Genomic DNA, 22,712 nt, shown 5'->3' with positions numbered 1-22,712 from the left:
GCAGAAATAGACCTGACTTTTCAGTCAGGTCTTTTCCTGTTTATGGACATCAAAACAATTGCATTTTTTTAAGTGCAGATTGTATTATAAATATATAAATTTTCACTAAAACTATATACTGCCTTGGCTATCCAGAATCAAACCGGAAGGAAAAGTTTCTCATCCATTAAGGTAGTCAAAGACTATCCGGATTTCTTAGATATTCAACTGCAATCTTTTAAAGATTTCTTTCAGTTGGATACTCCTGCAGAGAAAAGAAGGCAGGATGGTCTTTTCAAGGTCTTTTCAGAAAATTTTCCCATTAGTGACTCTAGGGAAAATTTCACCCTTGAATTTATCGACTATACCGTAGATCCTCCAAAATACAATGTCTCTCAAAGTATTGACCGTGGTCTTACCTATTCTGTCCCATTAAAAGCAAAATTAAGATTGCTTTGCTCCGATGAGGACAACGAAGACTTTGAAACCATAGAACAAGAAGTTTTCTTAGGAAATCTTCCTTATATGACGGAAAAAGGATCATTCGTCATCAATGGTGCTGAAAGGGTAATTGTTTCTCAATTACACCGTTCACCTGGTGTTTTCTTTGCCCAAAGTAAACATACCAACGGTACCAAGTTATACTCTGCCAGGATTATTCCTTTCAAAGGTTCCTGGATTGAATTTGCTACCGATATCAATAATGTGATGTATGCTTATATAGACAGGAAGAAGAAATTCCCTGTTACTACCCTATTGAGGGCTATAGGCTATGGATCTGACAAACAAATATTGGACCTCTTCGGACTTTCTGAGGAAGTAGAATCCAATAAATCCAATCTGAAAAAGATCATCGGAAGAAAATTAGCTGCAAGGGTACTTCGTACTTGGGTAGAGGATTTTGTAGATGAAGATACAGGAGAGGTTGTCTCTATTGATAGGAATGAAGTGCTATTGGAAAGAGACAGTATCTTAACTGATGAAGATATAGATTTAATTCAAGAGTCAGGTACTAAAAGTGTCATCCTTCATAGGGAGGATGTCAATATTGCTGATTATTCCATTATTTATAATACCCTCCAAAAAGATAACTCTAACTCTGAAAAAGAAGCTGTAGAGGTAATTTACCGTCAGCTTAGAAATACTGAAGCTCCTGATGAAGCTACAGCCAGAGAAGTTATTCACGGTCTTTTCTTTTCTGACAAAAGATATGATTTAGGTGAAGTAGGTAGGTATAGAATCAATAAAAAATTAGGTTTAGATATTGATTCCGAAAAAATTGTCCTTACTACTCAGGACATTATCTCTATCGTTAAATACCTTATTGGTCTCATCAACTCTAAAGCTGTAGTCGATGATATTGATCACTTAAGCAATAGAAGGGTTAGAACTGTAGGGGAACAACTATATAGCCAATTTGGTGTTGGTTTGGCTAGAATGGCCAGAACCATTAGAGAAAGAATGAATGTTAGGGATAACGAGGATTTTAAACCCGTTGACCTTATCAATGCTAGAACGCTTTCTTCTGTAATCAATTCCTTCTTCGGCACGAATCAGCTTAGTCAGTTTATGGATCAGACCAACCCACTTGCGGAGTTGACCCATAAAAGAAGACTTTCTGCTTTAGGTCCAGGTGGTCTATCCAGGGAACGTGCAGGATTTGAAGTACGTGATGTTCACTATACTCACTATGGACGTCTTTGTACCATTGAAACTCCTGAAGGTCCTAATATTGGATTGATTTCTTCTCTTTGCGTACATGCCAAAGTCAATGGCATGGGATTCTTAGAGACTCCTTACCGTAGAGTAAGTGAAGGAAAAGTAAGTATGAAGCCTGAAGATGTCGTATTCCTTACGGCTGAAGAAGAGGATGATAATAATATCGCCCAGGCAAATGCTCCACTTGATGACAAGGGCGTCTTTATCAATGATAAAGTAAAAGCCAGATTTGAAGGTGACTTCCCTGTACTTGAGCCAAAAGAGATCTCCTATATGGATGTCGCTCCTAATCAAATTGTATCTGTTGCCGCATCTTTAATTCCGTTCTTGGAACATGATGATGCCAACCGTGCATTGATGGGCTCCAACATGCAGCGTCAAGCAGTTCCTTTATTAAAAGCCGAAGCACCTATAGTAGGTACCGGTTTGGAAGGAAAAGCAGCCATAGATTCAAGATCGCTAATATTGGCCGAAGCTGATGGCGTGATTGATTATGTAGATGCTGAGAAAATCACCGTTAAATATGAATTGTCTGATGACGAATTACTGGTAAATTTCAGTGATGAGTACAAGACTTATAAACTGATTAAATTCAGAAGAACCAACCAGGACACCACGATAAACCTCACCCCAATTGTATTACAAGGACAAAAGGTGGTCAAAGGTCAAGTATTGGTAGAAGGTTATTCTACCAATAAAGGTGAATTGGCATTGGGTAAAAATCTTCTTGTGGCTTATATGCCATGGCAAGGGTATAACTTTGAGGATGCAATCGTAATATCCGAAAGGGTAGTAAGGGAAGATGTATTTACTTCCATACATATCGAAGAATTCCAACTCGAAGTGAGAGATACCAAACGTGGTGAAGAAGAGTTAACCTCTGAAATCCCTAACGTTTCTGAAGATGCCGTTAAGAATCTTGATGAAAACGGTATTATTAGAGTTGGTTCTGAGCTAAAAGAAGGAGATATAATCATTGGTAAGATAACACCTAAGGGTGAAACTGATCCTACCCCGGAAGAGAAATTGCTTCGTGCAATCTTTGGTGACAAAGCTGGTGATGTAAAAGATGCATCATTGAAAGCTTCACCTTCTTTGAATGGTGTAGTGATCAATACCAAATTATTCTCTCGACCTAAAAAAGACAAAGATCTTCGTGCAAAAGCGAAAGCTGACGTTGAAAAACTTAAGCAGCAGTATAGCAAAGATTTGTTAGGTGTTAGATCTAGAATGATCCAAAAATTGGTTACCATTCTAGAAGATAAAGTCTCTAAAGGTGTTAAACACAAATTTGGAGATGAAATAATTAGCAAAGGGGTTAAATTCAATTATCAAAACATTGAAAACAACCTATTCCCTGCTAAGAACCCTTATAGGGATGAAAGTAACTACAATGTTCCTGAAGAAGTGAATCTTATTTCAGATATCCTTTTGGATGACTGGACAGAAGATGAGCATACCAATTCTTTGGTTCAGCAATTGGTGAAAAACTATACCAATACAAGAAATGAAATTTCAGGTATCTTCAAAAGGAACAAGTTTACCTTAGAAGTAGGTGATGAATTACCTGCTGGTATTGTTCAGATGGCCAAAGTATATGTTGCCAAGAAACGTAAGTTGAAGGTAGGAGATAAAATGGCGGGTAGACACGGTAACAAGGGGATTGTTGCAAGGATTGTAAGGGATGAAGACATGCCTTTCCTTGCTGACGGACAGCCTATGGATATTGTGTTGAACCCACTTGGTGTACCTTCTAGGATGAATATAGGTCAAATCTATGAAACCGTTCTTGCCTGGGCAGGAAGGATTCTAGGTAAAACCTATGCTACTCCAATCTTTGACGGAGCTACTACTGAAGAAGTTGCTGAAGAACTTGGAAAAGCAGGCTTGCCTTCATTTGGTAGGACTTACTTATTTGATGGACTTACAGGTAAGAAATTTGATCAGCCGGTAACAGTTGGTATTTCTTACATGCTGAAATTGGGTCACCTTGTAGATGACAAGATGCACGCAAGATCAATTGGACCATATTCCCTTATAACACAACAACCATTGGGTGGTAAAGCACAGTTTGGTGGTCAGCGTTTTGGAGAGATGGAAGTTTGGGCACTCGAGGCATTTGGAGCTTCTCATGTACTAAGAGAAATCTTAACAGTGAAATCTGATGATGTTATAGGACGTGCTAAAGCTTATGAAGCGATCGTAAAAGGTGAGAATTTACCTAAAGCTAACATCCCTGAGTCGTTCAATGTACTTGTGCATGAACTTAGAGGACTAGCATTGGAGATTACGCTTGACTAACTTAGAAACCATTAGGCCTTTAATGGCCTTCAATTACACATAAAAACTATGGCGTTCAGAAAAAATAAAAAACTAAACAACGACTTTTCCAGAGTCACCATTAGTTTGGCTTCACCTGAGTCCATCTTGGACAGTTCGCATGGTGAGGTTACACAACCTGAAACGATCAATTACAGAACTTACAAGCCTGAAATGGGTGGATTGTTTTGTGAGCGAATTTTCGGGCCGGTAAAAGACTGGGAATGTCATTGTGGGAAATACAAGCGCATAAGGTACAAAGGAATCATCTGCGACCGTTGTGGTGTAGAGGTTACCGAGAAGAAGGTAAGGAGAGAGCGAATGGGCCACATAGAATTGGTTGTGCCCGTAGCGCATATCTGGTACTTCAAATCCCTTCCTAATAAGATTGGTTATCTTTTGGGACTGCCTACAAAAAAGCTGGATCAAATCGTTTATTATGAAAGGTATGTAGTCATCAATGCTGGAATTAAAGCAGATGATGGGTTACAATACTTGGATTTCCTAACCGAGGATGAATATCTTGATATAATGGATAAGCTTCCTAAGGAAAATCAAATGATGGATGACGATGATCCGAATAAGTTTATTGCCAAAATGGGTGCTGAAGCGCTTGAAATGCTTTTGGCAAGACTTGATTTGGATGATCTATCTTATAGCCTTAGACACCAGGCCGCTACAGATACTTCGCAGCAAAGAAAAGCTGAAGCATTGAAGCGACTTAAAGTGGTTGAAGCTTTCAGAGATGCCAGGACAAGAATAGAAAACAGGCCTGAATGGATGATTGTACGAATGGTACCAGTTATTCCACCAGAGCTTCGTCCTTTGGTTCCTCTCGATGGTGGTAGATTTGCTACTTCGGATTTGAATGACCTTTACAGAAGGGTTATTATTAGAAATAACCGTCTAAAAAGACTAATAGATATTAAGGCACCAGAAGTAATTCTTAGAAATGAGAAACGTATGCTTCAGGAAGCTGTTGATTCCTTATTTGACAATTCAAGGAAAGTCAATGCGGTAAGATCTGATGGAAACAGGGCATTAAAATCCCTGTCCGACATGTTGAAAGGTAAGCAGGGTCGATTCCGTCAAAACCTTTTAGGAAAAAGGGTTGATTATTCCGGACGTTCTGTGATAGTAGTAGGGCCTGAGCTTAAACTACATGAATGTGGATTGCCTAAGAATATGGCAGCGGAGCTTTTCAAACCTTTTATTATCAGGAAACTAATAGAAAGAGGTATTGTAAAAACTGTAAAATCTGCTAAGAAAATAGTCGATAGGAAAGACCCAGTTGTCTGGGATATCCTTGAAAACGTTCTGAAAGGCCACCCTGTAATGCTAAACCGTGCACCAACTTTGCACAGGCTAGGTATTCAGGCGTTTCAACCAAAGTTGATTGAAGGAAAAGCAATTCAACTTCATCCACTTGTTTGTACTGCCTTTAATGCGGATTTTGATGGTGACCAGATGGCCGTTCACGTTCCTTTGGGACATGAAGCTATTTTGGAAGCCTCTACATTGATGCTTTCTTCACACAATATCCTTAACCCTGCCAATGGTGCACCTATTACTGTTCCTTCACAGGATATGGTTTTGGGACTGTATTATGTAACCAAGGGAATGAGATCTACTCCTGAGAAGGTAGTAGAAGGTGAAGGAATGACTTTTTATGGACTTGAAGAGGTATTGATCGCACTGAATGAAGGTGCCATTTCAAAACATGCTTTCATCAAGTGTAAAGTTAAAGTTAGAAAAGACGACGGTTCTCTAGCAGATGAAATAATAGAGACAGTGGCTGGTAGATTGATTTTCAACCAGTTTGTGCCAGAAGAGGTAGGATTCGTAAACGAATTATTGACCAAGAAAAAATTACAGCAAATCATTGCTGAAGTGGTTAAGATTTGTGGTATTGCTCGTTCTGCACAGTTTCTTGATGATATCAAGCACTTAGGGTTCCAAACAGCCTTCCAAGGTGGACTTTCTATGGGACTTGATGATGTAATTATCCCAGATGAGAAAGATCCATTGATAGCGAAAGCTACCACTGATGTAGATCAGGTATGGAACAACTACTTGATGGGATTGATCACTGATAACGAGCGTTACAATCAGGTCATCGATATATGGACCCGAACCAACTCTAACCTGACAAATATCCTTATGCGTCAGATGGAGGAAGATAATCAAGGATTCAACGCCATTTACATGATGATGCACTCCGGAGCCCGTGGTTCTCGTGAGCAAATCAGACAGTTGGGTGGGATGCGTGGTCTAATGGCCAAGCCTCAGAAAAATCTTCAAGGATCTGTTGGAGAAATTATTGAAAACCCTATTCTATCCAACTTTAAAGAAGGATTGGATGTATTGGAGTACTTTATCTCTACTCACGGTGCAAGGAAAGGTCTAGCGGATACAGCACTAAAAACTGCTGATGCTGGATATTTGACTAGAAGACTTGTGGATGTAGCGCAGGATATGATTGTATCTGAAGAGGATTGTGGTACTTTGAGAGGGCTTGTAGTTCAAGCATTGAAAGACAATGATGAGATCGTTGAGCCATTATCTGAACGAATTGTTGGTAGAATCGCAGTTCATGATGTAATAGATCCTTTAACAGATGAGTTAATTCTTGAATCTGGTGGAGAAATCAGTGATGATATTGCTAAGATCATTGATGAATCTGCAGTAGAAGAAGTAGAAATTCGCTCTGTATTAACTTGTGAAACCAGAAGAGGTGTTTGCTGTAAATGTTACGGACGTAACCTTACAACTGGTAGTATTGTACAAGTTGGAGAGTCTGTAGGTGTAATCGCAGCACAGTCTATTGGTGAGCCAGGTACTCAGTTGACCTTAAGAACGTTCCACGTTGGTGGTACAGCTTCCAATATATCGGTTGAAGCGAACATCAATTCCAAATTTGATGGAATTGTAGAATTCGAAGAAGAGCTTAGATGGATCAAAACCACCAATAAAGATGGTGAAGATGTTTCTATCGTAATGGGCCGATCAGGCGAAATCAAGATTAATGATGTAAAATCAGGAAAAACTTTGGTTTCTAACCATGTTCCTTACGGAGCGATTCTTAATGTAAAAGATGGTCAGAAAATTACCAAAGGTGATTCTTTATGTACCTGGGATCCATACAATGCGGTTATTCTTTCTGAGTTTGACGGTAAGGTTGATTTTGAAGCAATTCTTGAAGGGATAACTTACAAGGAAGTAGCTGATGATCAAACTGGGTATAGAGAAAAGGTAATTATAGACACTAAGGATAAAACCAAAAACCCTGCGGTTGTAGTAGAACATGGAGATGATTCCAAGTCTTACAACATTCCAGTAGGGGCACACCTTTCCGTAGAAAAAGGAGAGGATGTGAAAGCAGGTCAAATCCTTGTGAAAATCCCAAGATCTGTTGGTAAGACAAGAGATATTACCGGTGGTCTTCCAAGAGTTACCGAGCTTTTCGAAGCAAGGAACCCTTCAAACCCTGCAGTGGTATCTGAGATTGATGGAGTTGTATTGTACGGTGGTATCAAAAGAGGTAATCGTGAGATCTTCATTGAATCCAAAGATGGAGTTAAGAAAAGGTACATGGTATCTCTTTCTAAGCACATCCTTGTTCAAGAGAATGATTTCATTAGAGCTGGAGAACCACTTTCTGATGGAGCGATAACGCCTAACGATATATTGTCTATCAAAGGCCCAACAGCTGTTCAGGAGTACTTGGTAAATGAGATTCAGGAAGTATACCGTCTACAAGGTGTAAAAATCAATGACAAGCACATCGAGGTAATTGTTAGCCAGATGATGCAGAAAGTTGAAATACTTGATGCTGGAGATACAGGTTTCCTTCAGAATCAAATTGTAGACAAGTGGGCTTTCCGTGAGGAAAATGACATGATCCTTGACAAGAAGGTAGTTGTAGAGCCTGGAGATTCAGCCACGCTTAAAGCGGGTATGATAATCACTGCGCGAAGACTTAGAGATGAGAACTCTAGCCTAAAACGTAAAGACCTTAAAGTGGTTCAAGTAAGAGATGCACAAACATCTGTTTCCAGACCTACTTTGCAAGGTATTACGGCTTCGTCATTGGGTACTGAAAGCTTTATTTCTGCTGCTTCATTCCAGGAGACCACTAAGGTACTTAGTGAGGCTGCTATTAGAGGCAAGCGAGATGAGCTACTTGGACTTAAAGAGAACGTCATTGTGGGTCACCTTATTCCAGCAGGAACAGGGCAACGAAAATTCAATAATTTGATCGTTGGATCAAAAGAAGAATATGAGTTGTTGACTGCTGAAAAAGAGGCGGGTAGCAAGAAAGTTCGAGAGACAGTTAAATAAAAACTAATTCCTAAATACAGAAGGTCTGCTTTGTGGAGCAGACCTTTTTTTATCCTATTCGAGATTTATTATGGAAGATGATAAAAAAACTGAGGAGCAGCAAAAGCAACAAATAAATGTGGAGCTAACAGACGAAATTGCTGAGGGAATTTATTCCAACTTGGCGATGATAGCCCATTCGAACTCAGAATTTGTGGTGGATTTTATCCGTTTAATGCCTGGAATACCTAAGGCAAAGGTTAAATCACGAATTATAATGACGCCAGATCATGCTTTACGACTTTTACATGCATTGAAAGACAATCTTGAGAAGTACGAAAAAGCATTTGGAAAAATACAAGGAGGGAAGGATGCCCCTCAATTCCCAATGAATTTTGGGGGAACATTAGGAGAAGCATAATAAGGAGGAATAAGGTGATAAACTCAATTATTGTAATGATAGTTGATTTGAGTCGCGTAAAATTATAACTCCTTAATTTTGTTTGTTTTATTGATTTGTTTACCTTTGCAATCCGAATTTTATAAGTTTAAAGCAGATTAAATAATTTATCTATTAATGCCTACTATACAACAGTTAGTTAGAAAAGGTAGAACCACTCTTGAGAGCAAATCCAAGTCAAGGGCTTTGGATGCATGTCCTCAAAGGAGAGGTGTGTGTACCCGTGTGTACACTACTACACCAAAGAAGCCTAATTCAGCCATGAGAAAAGTGGCAAGAGTTAGATTGACAAATGGTAAGGAAGTTAATGCTTACATCCCTGGAGAAGGTCACAACCTTCAAGAGCACTCTATTGTGTTGATCCGTGGTGGAAGGGTTAAAGATTTACCAGGAGTAAGATACCATATTATCCGTGGAGCACTGGATACTGCAGGTGTAAAAGACCGTAAGCAGGGTCGCTCTAAATACGGAGCCAAGCGACCAAAGGCCGCTAAAAAATAATATAATTTAATAACAGAATAAAATGAGAAAAGCGAAACCAAAAAAGAGGTATATTCTTCCTGACCCCAAATTCAATGACACTTTGGTCACCAGGTTTGTCAATTGTCTTATGGTGGATGGTAAGAAAAGTATTGCTTACAGAATCTTTTATGATGCCATAGGCAAAGTAGAAGAAAAAGTAGGTGAGAATGGTCTTGAGGTTTGGAAAAAAGCGCTTAACAATATTACTCCTGCTGTAGAGGTAAAGAGTCGTAGAGTTGGGGGTGCAACTTTCCAGGTACCTTTGGAAGTGAGGCCTGACCGTAAAATTTCCTTAGGTATTAAGTGGATGATTACTTTTGCTAGAAAAAGAGGAGAAAAAACCATGATGGATCGATTGGCTGGAGAGATCATCTCGGCTTCTAAAGGAGAAGGCGCAGCTGTGAAGAAAAAAGACGATACGCATAGAATGGCGGAAGCCAATAAAGCATTCTCGCATTTTAGATTTTAATAAGTAATGGCTAAGAAAGACTTAAAATATTTAAGAAACATAGGTATCATGGCTCACATTGACGCCGGAAAAACAACAACTTCCGAGCGTATTTTGTATTACACTGGTTTGTCACATAAAATTGGTGAAGTACATGATGGAGCTGCTACTATGGACTGGATGGAGCAAGAGCAGGAGAGAGGGATTACCATCACTTCAGCTGCTACTACTACCAAATGGAAGTACCCTACCGATCAGGGACAGCCTTTAGAAAATACTAAAGAATATCAAATCAACTTGATTGATACTCCTGGTCACGTGGATTTTACCGTTGAGGTAGAAAGATCCCTTCGAGTGCTGGATGGTGCTGTAGCCTTATTTTGTGCTGTATCAGGTGTGGAACCTCAGTCCGAAACAGTTTGGAGACAAGCTGATAAATACCACGTTCCAAGAATCTGCTTTGTAAACAAAATGGATCGTGCCGGAGCTGATTTTTTTAATGCCATTAATGAAATTAAGGATAAATTAGGTGCTAACCCTGTACCTCTTCAAATTCCAATTGGAGCTGAAGATACATTTAAGGGAGTAGTTGATCTTATCACGAATCAGGCCATAGTATGGAATGAAGAAGATCAAGGGATGACTTATAAAGTTATTGAAATCCCTGAGGATCTTAAAGAGACCGTTACTGAATACAGACAAAGTCTTATTGAGCAGGTAGCCTCTTATGATGAGGATTTAATGATCAAATTCTTTGAGGATGAAAATTCCATTACCAAAGAAGAAATGATGACTGCTATTCGTAAGGCAGTAATCAACATGGACTTTTCTCCTGTATTGTGTGGTTCTGCCTTTAAAAACAAAGGAGTTCAAGCGCTTTTGGATGCTGTAATGGCTTATTTGCCTTCACCTCTTGATTTGCCTCCTGTAAAAGGAACAAATCCTGATACTGAAGAATCTGTAGTAAGAAATCCTGACAGTGATGAGCCTTTTGCTGCTTTAGCATTTAAAATTGCTACTGACCCATTTGTAGGTCGTTTGGCTTTTATGCGTGTTTATTCAGGCCAGTTGAATTCTGGTTCTTATGTATACAACACAAGAACAAGTAAAAAAGAAAGAATATCAAGATTGCTTCAAATGCACTCCAACAAGCAAAATCCTATTGATAGGGTAGAAGCTGGAGACATTTGTGCCGGTGTTGGTTTTAAAGATATAAAAACAGGCGATACACTTTGTGATGAGAAGAACAAAGTGGTCTTAGAGGAAATGACTTTCCCTGAGCCTGTTATTGGTTATGCAATTGAGCCTAAGACGCAAGCAGATGTTGACAAATTAGGTATGGCCATTGCCAAGTTGGTTGAGGAAGATCCTACACTGCACGTAAATACTGACCATGAAACTGGTCAAGTTATTTTGAGAGGTATGGGTGAACTTCACCTTGAGATTATTATAGACAGACTTAAGCGTGAGTTTAAAGTTGAGATCAACCAAGGTGCTCCTCAGGTAGCTTACAAAGAAGCTCTTTTTGCTAGTGTTGAACACAAAGAAGTGTACAAGAAGCAAACAGGTGGTAAAGGTAAATTTGCAGACATTGTGTTCGAGATTGGACCAAAAGAAGCTGATCCTGAAACTGGTGAAGTCAAAGCTGGATTGGATTTTGTAAATGGCATTGTTGGGGGTGTGATTCCAAGAGAATTTATTCCTTCAATTCAGAAGGGCTTTGCAGAGTCTATGAAAAATGGTCCGTTGGCTGGATACCCGGTTGAAGCTATGAAAGTAAGGTTGTTTCATGGTTCTTTTCACGATGTCGATTCAGATGCAGTGTCATTTGAAATGGCAGCAAGATTAGGTTTCAAAGAAGCGGCTAAAAAATGTAAGCCTCAATTATTGGAGCCAATCATGGCAGTAGAAGTTGTTACTCCTGAGGAGTATACAGGACCTGTTACAGGTGACTTAAACCGTCGAAGAGGTTTGATGAAAGGTATGGATACCAAAGGTGTTTCAACTGTTATCAAGTCATCCGTTCCATTGTCAGAATTGTTTGGCTATGTAACAGATTTGAGAACCATTTCATCCGGTAGGGCATCCGCCTCACTTACTTTCTCACATTATGACCCTGTTCCTAGTAACATTGCTGAAGCTGTTATTGCTAAAGTAAAAGGAGAGAAGGCTTAAAATAATCGAACATGAATCAAAAAATCAGAATAAAACTAAAGTCATACGATCATAGCCTGGTGGACAAGTCATCAGAGAAGATCGTGAAAGCTGTAAAATCTACAGGTGCAGTAGTTGTTGGGCCAATTCCTCTTCCTACTAAAAAAGAGAAATTTACAGTATTGAAATCTCCACACGTAAACAAAAAAGCTAGAGAACAATTTCAGCTTTGTACTTACAAGAGATTGGTAGATATTTACTCTAACAGTTCTAAAACAGTAGATGCTTTGATGAAAATCGAACTTCCAAGTGGAGTAGATGTTGAAATTAAAGTGTGATCTTCACTTATAATATTTAGAAAAACCTGTACCAATTGTGGTGCAGGTTTTTTTTTGGAGCAAACATTTCGCTTTGCTTTAAATAAATCTTAGAATTTTCATTTGTTTGGGGATGTTTCCTAAGCTAATTGTTTGAAAATATTCAGGTTGCAGTTTGTTACCTGAAATTAAATTACTAACTTTGCAATCCTTTAAAGGGGACAGGTGTGTATACACTTGTGAATCATTGTATATCATATATCCAAAGATGTCTGGAATAATAGGTAAGAAAATCGGAATGACTAGTATTTTTAGTGCCGATGGACGAAATGTCGCATGCACGTTAATAGAAGCTGGTCCTTGCGTAGTGACGCAAGTAAAAAATGTAGAATCAGACGGGTACAACGCTGTACAGTTGTCTTATGGTGAGCGTAAGGAAAAAAATACGCCCAAACCATTAATCGGCCATTTCAAAAAGGCTGGTACAACTCCAAAGCAGAAAGTTGTTGAATTTAGGGATTTCAGAGTGGAATTCGAAGGTCAGGTAGACATGGGTAAAACTGTGGTATCTGACAAGATCTTTGTCGAAGGTGATTTTATTGATGCTATAGGAACTTCCAAAGGAAAAGGTTTCCAAGGTGTTGTTAAGCGTCATGGGTTTGCAGGAGTTGGCGGTGCCACTCACGGCCAGCACAACAGACAACGTCATCCAGGTTCTATCGGTGCTTGCTCTTGGCCCTCAAGGGTTTTTAAAGGCATGAGAATGGCAGGAAGAACCGGTGGTAACAGGGTCAAAGTACTTAATTTAAAAGTACTTAAAATATATCCTGAAAAGAACCTGCTATTAGTTAGTGGTTCTATACCGGGAGCCAAAAATTCTTTTGTGATTCTAGAGAAGTAATAAGATGGAATTAGCAATATTAAAACAAACCGGTGAAGAGACCGGAAGGAAGATCACGCTCTCTGAAGATATTTTCTCCATGGAGCCCAATGATCACGCCATATACCTGGATGTAAAACAGTATTTGGCCAATAGAAGACAGGGTACGCATAAATCTAAAGAAAGAGCTGAAATTTCCGGTTCTACCAGAAAGATTAAAAAACAAAAAGGTACCGGTAGCGCACGTGCTGGCTCTATCAAATCTCCAATTTTCAGAGGAGGAGGAAGAGTATTCGGCCCTAAGCCAAGAGACTACTCTTTTAAGTTAAATAAGAAATTGAAGCAGGTTGCCAGAAAGTCTGCACTAAGTTACAAAGCCAAAGAAAACGGTTTAGTGATTTTGGAAGATTTGGTTTTTGATGCACCTAAGACCAAGGATTATATCAATCTGTTGTCCAAACTATCTTTATCAGATAAAAAGACACTTCTAGTGGTTGGTGAAAACAACCCAAATGTTTATTTGTCATCTAGGAACGTACCTAAAGCTAAAGTAAGAGTATTCAGTGAATTGAATACTTATGAATTACTTGATGCTGATAGTCTTGTTCTTTGTGAAGGTGCTGTAAGTAAGTTAGAAACCCTTTTATCGAAGTAAAATCATGGATATATTAAAAAGACCTTTAATTACAGAAAAGATCTCAGCCATGAACGAACGTGGGGTGTATGGTTTTGTAGTTGAAAGAACTGCAAAGAAGCCTCAAATAAAAGATGCCGTAGAGAAAATGTACGGTGTCAAAGTGGTTGAAGTACGCACCATGCGTTATGCTGCAAAGAAAAAGACAAGGTACACCAAAGCTAAAATTGTTTCTGGATATACCAACACCTTCAAGAAGGCAATGGTACAGGTAGCAGAAGGTGAAATCATTGATTTTTACGGAGAAATTTAATTGAATCAGAGCAATGGCAGTTAAAAAATTAAAACCTGTAACTCCTGGTACCCGTTTTAGAGTGGCGCCTTCATTTGATGAAGTCACAACTTCTAAGCCGGAAAAGAGCCTTTTGGCTCCTTTGAAGAAAAGTGGTGGCAGGAATCATAGTGGTAAAATGACCTCCAGATATATCGGAGGTGGACATAAAAAAAGGCTTAGGATCGTCGATTTCAAAAGAAATAAAGAAGGCGTTCCAGCTGTAGTTAAATCTATAGAATACGATCCAAACAGAACAGCAAGGATAGCTTTGTTATTTTATGTGGATGGTACTAAAGCTTATATGATTGCTCCTGAGGGACTTGAAGTAGGTCAAACGGTTGTTTCTGGAGAAGGAGCAAGCCCTGAAGTTGGCAATACTTTGTATTTAAGAAATATCCCTCTAGGTACAATTATTCATAACATTGAATTGAAGCCTGGTAAAGGTGGAGCAATGGCAAGAAGTGCTGGTGGATACGCGCAGCTTCTAGCGAGAGAAGGTAAATACGTAACCCTCAAATTGCCTTCTGGTGAAATGAGAGTCGTTTTGGGTACTTGCAAGGCTACTATTGGGACTGTTTCTAATGGTGACCATATGAACGTAGTACTTGGAAAAGCTGGTCGTAAAAGATGGCTTGGAAGAAGACCTCGTACTAGAGGTGTTGCTATGAACCCTGTTGATCACCCTATGGGTGGTGGTGAAGGCCGTTCTTCAGGTGGTCATCCACGTTCTAGAACAGGCTTGTTGGCCAAGGGTAAAAAGACTCGTTCGCCCAAAAAGTACTCCAATAAATTTATCATTAGCAGAAGAACTAAGTAAACATGGCACGTTCGTTAAAAAAAGGCCCATATATAGAGCACCACTTACTAAAGAAAGTGGATGTTATGAACGAATCTGGAAAGAAATCCGTGATCAAAACCTGGTCCAGGAGGTCGATGATTTCTCCGGATTTTGTAGGACTAACCTTTGCAGTGCACAATGGAAACAAATTTATTCCTGTTTTTGTGACAGACAATATGGTTGGTCATAAGTTAGGTGAATTTGCACCTACCAGAAATTTCCGTGGACACATTGCCAAAAAAGATAAAGGAAAGAGATAATCATGGAAGCTATAGCAAAATTAAATAATGTTCCTACCTCTCCCAGAAAGATGCGTCTGGTTGCGGATCTGGTAAGGGGAAAGAAAGTAGGTCAGGCATTAAGCATCTTGAAATTTACGCCTAATCATGGATCTATCAGGCTTGAAAAGCTGTTGTTATCCGCTATTGCCAACTGGCAGGCGAAAAATCCTGATGAAAAGCTTGAAGATGCAGAATTGTATATCAAGACCATCTCTGTAGATGGAGGTAGGATGTTAAAGAGGCTAAGACCTGCACCACAGGGTAGAGCACATAGAATCCGTAAAAGATCAAATCATGTAACGCTTGTAGTAGACTCCGTTGGAGAAAATGTTACCGCTGATGTTGTTGAATCAAATGAAAAAGTAAACTAAAATATGGGACAAAAAGTTAACCCAATTGGTTTAAGGCTTGGTATCATTAAGGGGTGGGACTCTAACTGGTATGGAGGACGCGATTTCGCTGATAAGCTTTATGAAGACCAGAACATCAGAAAATACGTCTTTGCCAGGATACCTAAAGGCGGTATTTCTAAGGTGATTATTGAAAGAACTCTTAAAAGAATTACCCTTACCATTCAAACTGCCCGACCTGGTGTAGTAATTGGAAAAGGTGGTTCTGAGGTGGATAAGCTAAAAGAAGAACTTAAGAAAATTACAGATAAGGACATTCAAATCAACATATTTGAAATCAAACGTCCTGAATTAGATGCTAAGTTGGTTGGTGAATCCATTGCACAGCAATTGGAAGCCAGGATTTCTTTTAGGAGAGCTATGAAACAATCCATTGCTGCTACCATGAGAGTGGGCGCTGAAGGGATTAAAGTAAAACTTTCCGGTAGATTAGGTGGTGCTGAAATGGCTAGATCTGAAATGTACAAAGAAGGTAGAATTCCTTTGCACACTATTCGTGCAGATGTGGATTATGCCCTTTCTGAAGCACAAACAGTCTATGGTAAAATCGGTATCAAAGTTTGGATATTCAAAGGCGAAGTTTATGGTAAAAGAGATCTTTCTCCAAATGCCGGACTAAGTAATGACTCCAAAGGAAATGCTCCTGCTGGTAACAGAAGAAGAAGAGAAGGTGGGCCTAAGAGAAGAAAAAGAAACAACTAAACATCCTTAACTGAGCAATCATGTTACAGCCAAGAAGAACGAAATTTAGAAAAATGCATAAGGGGAGGATCAAAGGAATTGCCCAAAGAGGTCATACTTTGGCCTTTGGTAATTTCGGCATCAAATCCCTGGAGCCTGGATGGATCACTTCGAGACAAATAGAAGCTGCCCGTATTGCAATGACAAGAGCAATGAAAAGGGAAGGACAAGTTTGGATCCGAATATTTCCAGATAAACCGATCACTAAAAAGCCTGCAGAGGTAAGGATGGGTAAAGGTAAAGGAGCTCCTGAATACTGGGTAGCAGTTATCAGACCAGGAACAATCCTTTTTGAAGCTACTGGTGTTTCCGTGGAAGTTGCACAGGAAGCTCTAAGACTAGCACAACAAAAGCTTCCTGTAAGTACAAAATTTATCGTACGTAGAGATTACGTTGGATCATAAGCTGATGAAAAATTCTGAAATCAACGCTCTAACTGAGAGCGAAATACAATCCCGCATAGATGCGGAAAGGGAGAACTTGACAAAATTACGTTTTGCTCATGCTATTTCACCCATAGAAAATCCAAATAGAATAAGAGAATCAAGGCGTTTGGTTGCAAGGTTGAATACGTTTTTACGAGCCAAACAACTAGCTAAATAAGAAACAAAATGGCTACTACAGATAGAAACCTTCGTAAAGAAAGAATAGGAAAGGTAGTTAGCAACAAAATGGATAAGTCCATAACCGTAGCGATAGAGCGTAGAGTAAAGCACCCTATTTACGGTAAATTTGTTGGTAAAACGACCAAATTCATGGCTCATGACGAAAACAATGATTGTAAGCAAGGAGACTTGGTTAAAATCAGTGAAACTCGTCCGCTGAGTAAGAGCAAGCGTTGGAGATTGGTGGAAATAATAGAAAGGGCATTATAAATCATGATACAGCAAGAATCCAGATTAAGTGTAGCGGATAATTCAGGTGCAAAAGAAGTACTTGTAATCCGTGTTTTGGGAGGAACCAAAAGAAGGTATGCCTCTATTGGAGACAAGGTTGTAGTCACTGTTAAATCAGCCCTATCATCCAGTAATATGAAAAAAGGTACCGTTTCTAAAGCGGTGATCGTAAGGACCAAAAAAGAAGTCCGAAGAAAAGACGGTTCGTATATCCGATTTGAGGATAATGCAGCTGTGCTTTTAAATAACAATGACGAACCTAGAGGTACCCGTATTTTCGGCCCAGTTGCCAGGGAACTTAGGGAAAAGCAGTTTATGAAAATTGTATCGTTAGCCCCTGAAGTATTGTAATCATGGAAAGAAAATTTAACAAACAACCGAAATTGCATATCAAAACTGGTGATACCGTATTGGTGATCGCAGGAGATGATAAAAGCAAACAAGGTAAGATCCTTTCTGTTGACCGAGCCAAAAGAAGGGCAATAGTAGAAGGTTTAAATATGGTAACCAAACATATAAAACCTACAACTAACTCTCCTCAAGGTGGTATAGAAAAGAAAGAGGCTCCCATTCATATCAGTAACCTTAAATTGGTAGATCCTAAAACAGGAGACGCTACCAGAATAGGTCGAAAAAAGAATGAGGACGGAAAATTAGTAAGATACTCTAAGAAAACCGGGGAGGTGATCAATGGCTAAACCTAGATTAAAAGAAAAATTCGACAACGAAATCAAGTCTGAATTGAAAGATAAATTTCAATTCGGAAGTGTGATGCAAGTACCTCAATTGACAAAAATTGTCTTGAACAAAGGTATTGGTGCTGCTGTGGCAGACAAAAAGTTGGTCGATCAAGGAGTTGAAGAACTTACACTGATTACTGGTCAAAGAGCAGTAGCAACTAAAGCTAAAAATTCAATCTCAAACTTTAAGTTAAGAGATGGTATGCCAATTGGCGCCAAAGTTACACTTAGAGGAGACAGAATGTATGAATTTCTTGATCGTTTGGTAAGCATCGCTTTACCAAGGGTTAGGGATTTCAAAGGAATCTCTGATAAAGGATTTGATGGCCGAGGAAACTATACGTTGGGAGTAACAGAGCAAATTATTTTCCCTGAAATTAGTATCGAAAAGGTAAATAGGATTTCTGGTATGGACATCACTTTGGTGACTACTGCGAAAACTGACGAAGAAGCGCATGCTTTGTTGAAGTCCCTAGGTATGCCATTCGTAAATAATAATAAAGAAGAATAGTTATGGCAAGAGAATCGATAAAAGCCCGCGAAAGAAAAAGAGAGCGTATGGTAGCTAAATACGCTCATAAACGCGCTACGCTTAAAGCAGCAGGTGACTATGAAGCATTGGATAAGCTTCCAAAGAACGCTTCTCCAGTAAGGCTTCATAACCGTTGTAAACTTACCGGCCGTCCGAAAGGATACATGAGAAAATTTGGCATCAATAGGGTGACTTTTAGAGAAATGGCTTCCGCTGGTAAAATTCCGGGTGTAACCAAGTCTAGCTGGTAAAAATTATATAATAGTTTTTATTCTTAATTTCATTGTGTAACTTTGCAGGCCCGTTAGGGTTTTGTAGTTAGACTAATACAAATATGACTGATCCAATAGCTGATTATCTAACCAGGTTGAGGAATGCCATCAAGGCAACTCACCGGATAGTAGAAATACCTGCTTCTAACATCAAAAAAGAACTTACTAAAGTTCTTTTTGAAAAAGGTTACATTCAGAATTATAAATTTGTTGAGGAAGGACCTCAGGGAACTATTAAAATAGCCCTGAAGTACAACCCTCAAACCAAAGAAAATTCTATTGTAAGCCTTACAAGAGTAAGTAAGCCAGGTTTAAGAAAATACGTAGATAAAGAATCTCTTCCCAGAGTAATTAATGGTTTGGGTATTGCAATTCTTTCTACGTCAAAAGGTGTAATGACTGACAAAGAAGCCCGCGTTGAAGGTGTGGGTGGTGAAGTACTTTGTTACGTTTACTAATAAATTGATATGTCTAGAATAGGTAAAAAACCGATAAATCTACCTGCGGGTGTGACTGTAGACGTTTCTGATCACAATCAGATAACTGTTAAAGGTCCCAAAGGTACACTGACTCAGGATGTTCATCCTGATTTTACAGTAGAAGTTGAAGAAGGTAACCTGGTCATAGTAAGGCCAACTGATTCAAAACGCCACAAATCACTACATGGGCTTTACCGCTCTTTGTTAAATAATATGGTGATAGGTGTAACTGAAGGTTACAAAAAAGAATTGGAACTAGTAGGTGTAGGTTATAAAGCTACTAATCAAGGTCAAATTCTTGAACTTGCTTTGGGATATTCACACAGTATATTTTTGGCTGTCCCTGAGGAAGTTGCTATCAAAACTGAAACTCCTAAAGGTAAAAATCCTTTGGTTACTTTAGAGAGTATCGACAAAGAATTAATAGGTCAGGTAGCTGCTAAAATAAGATCCCTACGTAAAGTTGAACCTTTCAAAGGCAAAGGTATTAAGTTTGTAGGAGAAATTATTAGACGTAAAGCTGGTAAAACTGCCGCTAAAAAATAATTAGAAGATGGCTTTCAAGAAAAAAACTAGAAGACTGAGAATAAAGAGAGGTATCCGAAGGAAAATTTCAGGTACTGATGCTAGGCCAAGACTTTCTGTATTTAAAAGTAATACAGGAATATATGCACAATTGATTGACGATTTAAAAGGTCAAACTCTTGCAGCAGCTTCATCCAAAGAACTGGGTGCTATTAAAAATGTGAATGTATCTGTTTCAAAAGAAGTTGGGAAAAAATTAGCTGAAAAAGCTGTTTCTAACGGAGTGAATGAAGTTGTTTTCGACAGAAGTGGATATCTTTATCATGGTAATGTAAAAGCTTTGGCAGAAGGTGCCAGAGAAGGAGGCCTTAAATTTTAATCATTATGTCCCAAGTAAGTAAAAGACCCATCAGGGCTACAGATACAGAATTAACCGAAAAAGTTGTTGCCATTAATCGTGTAGCAAAGGTTGTTAAAGGTGGACGAAGATTCTCCTTCTCAGCAATCGTTGTGGTAGGTGATGGTAATGGTGTAGTTGGTTATGGCTTAGGTAAAGCCAATGAGGTTACCGATGCGATTACCAAAGGTATAGAAGACGCTAAGAAAAATTTGATTAAAGTTCCATTGCTTAAAGGTACTATCCCTCACGAGCAATTAGGTAAATATGGTGGTGGTTTGGTTTTAATTAAACCTGCTGCACCTGGTACTGGAGTTTTGGCTGGTGGTTCTATGCGTGCTGTTTTAGAAAGTGCTGGATATACAGATATTCTTGCCAAATCAAAAGGTTCTTCTAATCCACATAACGTGGTTAAAGCGACTATAGAAGCGCTTTTAAAATTGAGAGATGCTATCGCTGTTTCTCAACAGAGAAGGATTAAAATTGCTAAAGTTTTTAACGGTTAAGAAAATGGCAAAAATAAAAATCACTCAGATAAGGAGTATAATTAATAGACCCAAATCTCAAAAAGCTACTATTGCTGCTTTGGGACTAGGTAAGATCAACCGAACAGTGGAAAAGGATGACAGCCCACAGTTACAAGGTATGATCCAAAAAATAAGCCATCTAGTTAAGGTACAGGAAGTTTAATATTAGATGACCTAAAAGTTGTTTAATATTTAAACTAATCGAAAATCTAAGTAAAATGAAATTACATACATTAAAACCAGCGGAGGGCTCCATAAAAACCAGAAAAAGGATCGGTAGAGGTCAAGGTTCTGGTAGAGGAGGTACATCCACTAAAGGGCACAAAGGTGCGAAATCCAGGTCTGGTTATAAAACCAAACTAGGTTTTGAAGGTGGTCAAATGCCTCTTCAACGTAGGGTACCAAAATTTGGATTTACTAATCACAATAGGGTAGCCTATCAATCCGTAAACCTTGATATTATTCAGGAGTTGGCGAGTAAGCTTAACACGGACAGTATAGATTTCGATGTTTTACATCAAAATGGGTTAGTTTCCAAAAAAGATCTTGTAAAAGTCCTAGGAAGAGGCGAACTTACTTCCAAATTAAACGTAAGCGCCCACAGTTTCTCTGCTAGTGCCATAGCGGCGATTGAAAAAGTTGGAGGATCTGTAAATAAGATTTAATACATGAAAAAGTTTATTACAACAGTAAAGAACATCTTTTCGATTGAGGATTTAAGAATCAGAATCTTGAATACAATTGGTTTGCTAATTGTTTTCAGAATAGGATCCTTTGTCGTCCTACCAGGTGTTGATCCAAGTCGCCTTGGAGAGGCAGCTTCTGGTATATTCGGATTGATTGATACCTTCTTAGGTGGTTCTTTCAGTAGGGCGTCCATTTTTGGCTTGGGTATTATGCCCTATATTTCTGCTTCAATTGTACTTCAATTGTTGACTGTTGGCGTACCCTATTTTCAAAAATTACAAAAGGATGGAGAATCTGGCAGGAAAAGAATCAATCAAATTACGAGGGTTCTTACCATCTTGATAACCCTGGCACAAGGTATTGGTTATATTACAGCCACTATCCCCGATGAAGCCATTGTTATCGATAAAACGCTATTTTTAACGTCTGCTCTTGTTCTATTGACAGCCGGGACTATGTTCTGTATGTGGATAGGTGAGAAAATTACTGAAAAAGGTATCGGGAATGGTATTTCCATGTTGATCATGATAGGTATCATCTCTGCATTGCCTGGCGCCATAATCTCCGAAAGTTTATCTAAAGGAGGCGGAGGTATCTTGTTGCTTCTTCTTGAAGCCGTTATCCTCTTCTTTGTAGTAGTTGGAGTTGTAGCCCTTACAGAAGCAGTAAGAAGAATCCCTGTTCAATATGCCAAGCAAGTAGTTGGTGGCAAAGTTTACGGTGGTCAGAGACAATACATTCCTATTAAGGTGAATGCCTCTGGAGTTATGCCCATTATCTTTGCTCAATCATTGATGTTTTTACCAGCATTGATTGCTCAAATTTGGGCTGACAGCAGCGACATTGCCTCTTATATTGGAACTACATTTAGTGATTTCACATCTTGGCAATACAATCTTGTCTTTGCATTGATGATCATTCTTTTCACCTTCTTTTACACTGCTATTACGGTTAACCCCGAGCAAATTGCAGAAGACATGAAAAGGAATGGTGGCTTTGTACCGGGGATTAAACCCGGAGGACCAACTGGTGATTTCATTGATAATATCATATCAAGAATAACTTTACCTGGTTCTATACTATTGGCTTTGGTAGCCATCATGCCAGCCTTTGCAATTATTGCAGGAGTTAGTAGTGAGTTTGCCCAGTTTTATGGAGGGACTTCTCTATTGATTATGGTAGGCGTAATTTTGGATACATTGAGACAGATAGAAAGTTACCTGTTGATGAGACATTATGAAGGTATGATGAAGAGTGGGAACATGAAAAATGACCCATCAAGTTATGCTGTAGCTTAAGGT

At 39.0% G+C, this 22,712-nt stretch carries 28 protein-coding genes; all 28 read left to right on the top strand.

Annotated features, from left to right (window positions below):
- Positions 1 to 123 precede the first annotated feature (123 nt).
- The gene (rpoB, locus tag AC13EX_RS23495; RefSeq protein ID WP_048642218.1) at positions 124 to 3,999 is read left to right on the top strand and encodes a DNA-directed RNA polymerase subunit beta; all 3,876 of its coding nucleotides are present in this window, start codon (positions 124 to 126) and stop codon (positions 3,997 to 3,999) included.
- Between the two features lie 48 nt (positions 4,000 to 4,047).
- Complete coding sequence (rpoC, locus tag AC13EX_RS23490; RefSeq protein ID WP_048642219.1) at positions 4,048 to 8,358, top strand: DNA-directed RNA polymerase subunit beta'; 4,311 nt, start codon at positions 4,048 to 4,050, stop codon at positions 8,356 to 8,358.
- 70 nt (positions 8,359 to 8,428) lie between these two features.
- Positions 8,429 to 8,758 carry a DUF3467 domain-containing protein gene (locus AC13EX_RS23485; protein ID WP_048642220.1) on the top strand — a complete coding sequence of 110 codons (330 nt, stop codon included), beginning with the start codon at positions 8,429 to 8,431 and terminating at the stop codon, positions 8,756 to 8,758.
- A 156-nt stretch (positions 8,759 to 8,914) separates the two neighbouring features.
- The gene (gene rpsL / locus AC13EX_RS23480; protein ID WP_009053171.1) at positions 8,915 to 9,298 is read left to right on the top strand and encodes a 30S ribosomal protein S12; all 384 of its coding nucleotides are present in this window, start codon (positions 8,915 to 8,917) and stop codon (positions 9,296 to 9,298) included.
- A gap of 22 nt (positions 9,299 to 9,320) precedes the next feature.
- Positions 9,321 to 9,788 (top strand): 30S ribosomal protein S7, encoded by a 468-nt coding sequence (gene rpsG / locus AC13EX_RS23475; RefSeq protein WP_014020618.1) that lies wholly within the window; start codon positions 9,321 to 9,323, stop codon positions 9,786 to 9,788.
- 6 nt (positions 9,789 to 9,794) lie between these two features.
- Complete coding sequence (gene fusA, locus AC13EX_RS23470; RefSeq protein ID WP_048642221.1) at positions 9,795 to 11,942, top strand: elongation factor G; 2,148 nt, start codon at positions 9,795 to 9,797, stop codon at positions 11,940 to 11,942.
- Positions 11,943 to 11,953: 11 nt separating this feature from the next.
- Complete coding sequence (rpsJ, locus tag AC13EX_RS23465; RefSeq protein WP_014020620.1) at positions 11,954 to 12,259, top strand: 30S ribosomal protein S10; 306 nt, start codon at positions 11,954 to 11,956, stop codon at positions 12,257 to 12,259.
- Positions 12,260 to 12,506: 247 nt separating this feature from the next.
- The gene (rplC, locus tag AC13EX_RS23460; RefSeq protein WP_048642222.1) at positions 12,507 to 13,139 is read left to right on the top strand and encodes a 50S ribosomal protein L3; all 633 of its coding nucleotides are present in this window, start codon (positions 12,507 to 12,509) and stop codon (positions 13,137 to 13,139) included.
- Between the two features lie 4 nt (positions 13,140 to 13,143).
- Entirely contained in the window at positions 13,144 to 13,773 is a 630-nt protein-coding gene (rplD, locus tag AC13EX_RS23455) for a 50S ribosomal protein L4 (RefSeq protein WP_048642223.1), read from the top strand.
- Positions 13,774 to 13,777: 4 nt separating this feature from the next.
- Entirely contained in the window at positions 13,778 to 14,065 is a 288-nt protein-coding gene (gene rplW / locus AC13EX_RS23450) for a 50S ribosomal protein L23 (protein WP_020888646.1), read from the top strand.
- Positions 14,066 to 14,078: 13 nt separating this feature from the next.
- The gene (gene rplB, locus AC13EX_RS23445; protein WP_048642224.1) at positions 14,079 to 14,903 is read left to right on the top strand and encodes a 50S ribosomal protein L2; all 825 of its coding nucleotides are present in this window, start codon (positions 14,079 to 14,081) and stop codon (positions 14,901 to 14,903) included.
- Positions 14,904 to 14,905: 2 nt separating this feature from the next.
- On the top strand, positions 14,906 to 15,184 hold the full coding sequence (gene rpsS / locus AC13EX_RS23440; protein ID WP_014020625.1) for a 30S ribosomal protein S19: 279 nt from the start codon (positions 14,906 to 14,908) through the stop codon (positions 15,182 to 15,184).
- A gap of 2 nt (positions 15,185 to 15,186) precedes the next feature.
- The gene (rplV, locus tag AC13EX_RS23435; RefSeq protein WP_048642225.1) at positions 15,187 to 15,576 is read left to right on the top strand and encodes a 50S ribosomal protein L22; all 390 of its coding nucleotides are present in this window, start codon (positions 15,187 to 15,189) and stop codon (positions 15,574 to 15,576) included.
- Positions 15,577 to 15,579: 3 nt separating this feature from the next.
- Positions 15,580 to 16,317, top strand: coding sequence for a 30S ribosomal protein S3 (gene rpsC, locus AC13EX_RS23430; RefSeq protein WP_020888642.1), 738 nt, complete (start codon positions 15,580 to 15,582; stop codon positions 16,315 to 16,317).
- A 20-nt stretch (positions 16,318 to 16,337) separates the two neighbouring features.
- Positions 16,338 to 16,760 carry a 50S ribosomal protein L16 gene (rplP, locus tag AC13EX_RS23425; protein ID WP_048642226.1) on the top strand — a complete coding sequence of 141 codons (423 nt, stop codon included), beginning with the start codon at positions 16,338 to 16,340 and terminating at the stop codon, positions 16,758 to 16,760.
- A 4-nt stretch (positions 16,761 to 16,764) separates the two neighbouring features.
- Positions 16,765 to 16,959 (top strand): 50S ribosomal protein L29, encoded by a 195-nt coding sequence (rpmC, locus tag AC13EX_RS23420; protein ID WP_048644503.1) that lies wholly within the window; start codon positions 16,765 to 16,767, stop codon positions 16,957 to 16,959.
- Between the two features lie 8 nt (positions 16,960 to 16,967).
- Positions 16,968 to 17,231: a 30S ribosomal protein S17 gene (gene rpsQ, locus AC13EX_RS23415; protein WP_048642227.1), complete on the top strand. Its 264-nt coding sequence runs from the start codon at positions 16,968 to 16,970 to the stop codon at positions 17,229 to 17,231.
- Between the two features lie 3 nt (positions 17,232 to 17,234).
- Entirely contained in the window at positions 17,235 to 17,603 is a 369-nt protein-coding gene (gene rplN, locus AC13EX_RS23410) for a 50S ribosomal protein L14 (protein ID WP_014020631.1), read from the top strand.
- 2 nt (positions 17,604 to 17,605) lie between these two features.
- Entirely contained in the window at positions 17,606 to 17,950 is a 345-nt protein-coding gene (gene rplX, locus AC13EX_RS23405; protein ID WP_048642228.1) for a 50S ribosomal protein L24, read from the top strand.
- Positions 17,943 to 18,503 (top strand): 50S ribosomal protein L5, encoded by a 561-nt coding sequence (gene rplE, locus AC13EX_RS23400; protein ID WP_048642229.1) that lies wholly within the window; start codon positions 17,943 to 17,945, stop codon positions 18,501 to 18,503. Before rplX ends, rplE begins: the two co-directional genes overlap by 8 nt.
- 2 nt (positions 18,504 to 18,505) lie before the next feature.
- Complete coding sequence (rpsN, locus tag AC13EX_RS23395) at positions 18,506 to 18,775, top strand: 30S ribosomal protein S14 (protein WP_048642230.1); 270 nt, start codon at positions 18,506 to 18,508, stop codon at positions 18,773 to 18,775.
- Between the two features lie 83 nt (positions 18,776 to 18,858).
- Positions 18,859 to 19,254 (top strand): 30S ribosomal protein S8, encoded by a 396-nt coding sequence (gene rpsH, locus AC13EX_RS23390; RefSeq protein WP_048642231.1) that lies wholly within the window; start codon positions 18,859 to 18,861, stop codon positions 19,252 to 19,254.
- A 9-nt stretch (positions 19,255 to 19,263) separates the two neighbouring features.
- A complete protein-coding gene (rplF, locus tag AC13EX_RS23385; protein WP_339710406.1) occupies positions 19,264 to 19,821 on the top strand; it encodes a 50S ribosomal protein L6 in 558 nt (185 codons plus the stop codon).
- 7 nt (positions 19,822 to 19,828) lie between these two features.
- On the top strand, positions 19,829 to 20,179 hold the full coding sequence (gene rplR / locus AC13EX_RS23380; protein ID WP_048642233.1) for a 50S ribosomal protein L18: 351 nt from the start codon (positions 19,829 to 19,831) through the stop codon (positions 20,177 to 20,179).
- 5 nt (positions 20,180 to 20,184) lie between these two features.
- Positions 20,185 to 20,703, top strand: coding sequence for a 30S ribosomal protein S5 (gene rpsE / locus AC13EX_RS23375; RefSeq protein ID WP_048642234.1), 519 nt, complete (start codon positions 20,185 to 20,187; stop codon positions 20,701 to 20,703).
- Positions 20,704 to 20,707: 4 nt separating this feature from the next.
- Positions 20,708 to 20,887, top strand: coding sequence for a 50S ribosomal protein L30 (gene rpmD, locus AC13EX_RS23370; RefSeq protein ID WP_048642235.1), 180 nt, complete (start codon positions 20,708 to 20,710; stop codon positions 20,885 to 20,887).
- 55 nt (positions 20,888 to 20,942) lie between these two features.
- A complete protein-coding gene (gene rplO / locus AC13EX_RS23365; RefSeq protein ID WP_020888630.1) occupies positions 20,943 to 21,389 on the top strand; it encodes a 50S ribosomal protein L15 in 447 nt (148 codons plus the stop codon).
- A 3-nt stretch (positions 21,390 to 21,392) separates the two neighbouring features.
- On the top strand, positions 21,393 to 22,709 hold the full coding sequence (gene secY, locus AC13EX_RS23360) for a preprotein translocase subunit SecY (RefSeq protein WP_048642236.1): 1,317 nt from the start codon (positions 21,393 to 21,395) through the stop codon (positions 22,707 to 22,709).
- Positions 22,710 to 22,712: the final 3 nt, after the last annotated feature.

Source organism: Cyclobacterium sp. L-R (assembly GCF_056859355.1).
The sequence above is the reverse complement of the archived record's forward strand: the minus strand, read 5'-3'. Positions and strand labels throughout refer to the sequence as shown.

Coding starts and splice junctions, on each gene's coding strand:
- rplO (WP_020888630.1), top strand. CDS start 20,943: ATGAAATTACATACATTAAAACCAGCGGAGGGCTCCATAAAAACCAGA.
- rpsS (WP_014020625.1), top strand. CDS start 14,906: ATGGCACGTTCGTTAAAAAAAGGCCCATATATAGAGCACCACTTACTA.
- fusA (WP_048642221.1), top strand. CDS start 9,795: ATGGCTAAGAAAGACTTAAAATATTTAAGAAACATAGGTATCATGGCT.
- rpsJ (WP_014020620.1), top strand. CDS start 11,954: ATGAATCAAAAAATCAGAATAAAACTAAAGTCATACGATCATAGCCTG.
- rpsG (WP_014020618.1), top strand. CDS start 9,321: ATGAGAAAAGCGAAACCAAAAAAGAGGTATATTCTTCCTGACCCCAAA.
- rpmD (WP_048642235.1), top strand. CDS start 20,708: ATGGCAAAAATAAAAATCACTCAGATAAGGAGTATAATTAATAGACCC.
- rpmC (WP_048644503.1), top strand. CDS start 16,765: ATGAAAAATTCTGAAATCAACGCTCTAACTGAGAGCGAAATACAATCC.
- rplF (WP_339710406.1), top strand. CDS start 19,264: ATGTCTAGAATAGGTAAAAAACCGATAAATCTACCTGCGGGTGTGACT.
- rplW (WP_020888646.1), top strand. CDS start 13,778: ATGGATATATTAAAAAGACCTTTAATTACAGAAAAGATCTCAGCCATG.
- rpoC (WP_048642219.1), top strand. CDS start 4,048: ATGGCGTTCAGAAAAAATAAAAAACTAAACAACGACTTTTCCAGAGTC.
- rplB (WP_048642224.1), top strand. CDS start 14,079: ATGGCAGTTAAAAAATTAAAACCTGTAACTCCTGGTACCCGTTTTAGA.
- rpsE (WP_048642234.1), top strand. CDS start 20,185: ATGTCCCAAGTAAGTAAAAGACCCATCAGGGCTACAGATACAGAATTA.
- rpsC (WP_020888642.1), top strand. CDS start 15,580: ATGGGACAAAAAGTTAACCCAATTGGTTTAAGGCTTGGTATCATTAAG.
- rplE (WP_048642229.1), top strand. CDS start 17,943: ATGGCTAAACCTAGATTAAAAGAAAAATTCGACAACGAAATCAAGTCT.
- rpsH (WP_048642231.1), top strand. CDS start 18,859: ATGACTGATCCAATAGCTGATTATCTAACCAGGTTGAGGAATGCCATC.
- rplR (WP_048642233.1), top strand. CDS start 19,829: ATGGCTTTCAAGAAAAAAACTAGAAGACTGAGAATAAAGAGAGGTATC.
- rpsL (WP_009053171.1), top strand. CDS start 8,915: ATGCCTACTATACAACAGTTAGTTAGAAAAGGTAGAACCACTCTTGAG.
- rplV (WP_048642225.1), top strand. CDS start 15,187: ATGGAAGCTATAGCAAAATTAAATAATGTTCCTACCTCTCCCAGAAAG.
- rplC (WP_048642222.1), top strand. CDS start 12,507: ATGTCTGGAATAATAGGTAAGAAAATCGGAATGACTAGTATTTTTAGT.
- rplD (WP_048642223.1), top strand. CDS start 13,144: ATGGAATTAGCAATATTAAAACAAACCGGTGAAGAGACCGGAAGGAAG.
- rpsN (WP_048642230.1), top strand. CDS start 18,506: ATGGCAAGAGAATCGATAAAAGCCCGCGAAAGAAAAAGAGAGCGTATG.
- rpsQ (WP_048642227.1), top strand. CDS start 16,968: ATGGCTACTACAGATAGAAACCTTCGTAAAGAAAGAATAGGAAAGGTA.
- secY (WP_048642236.1), top strand. CDS start 21,393: ATGAAAAAGTTTATTACAACAGTAAAGAACATCTTTTCGATTGAGGAT.
- rplX (WP_048642228.1), top strand. CDS start 17,606: ATGGAAAGAAAATTTAACAAACAACCGAAATTGCATATCAAAACTGGT.
- AC13EX_RS23485 (WP_048642220.1), top strand. CDS start 8,429: ATGGAAGATGATAAAAAAACTGAGGAGCAGCAAAAGCAACAAATAAAT.
- rplP (WP_048642226.1), top strand. CDS start 16,338: ATGTTACAGCCAAGAAGAACGAAATTTAGAAAAATGCATAAGGGGAGG.
- rplN (WP_014020631.1), top strand. CDS start 17,235: ATGATACAGCAAGAATCCAGATTAAGTGTAGCGGATAATTCAGGTGCA.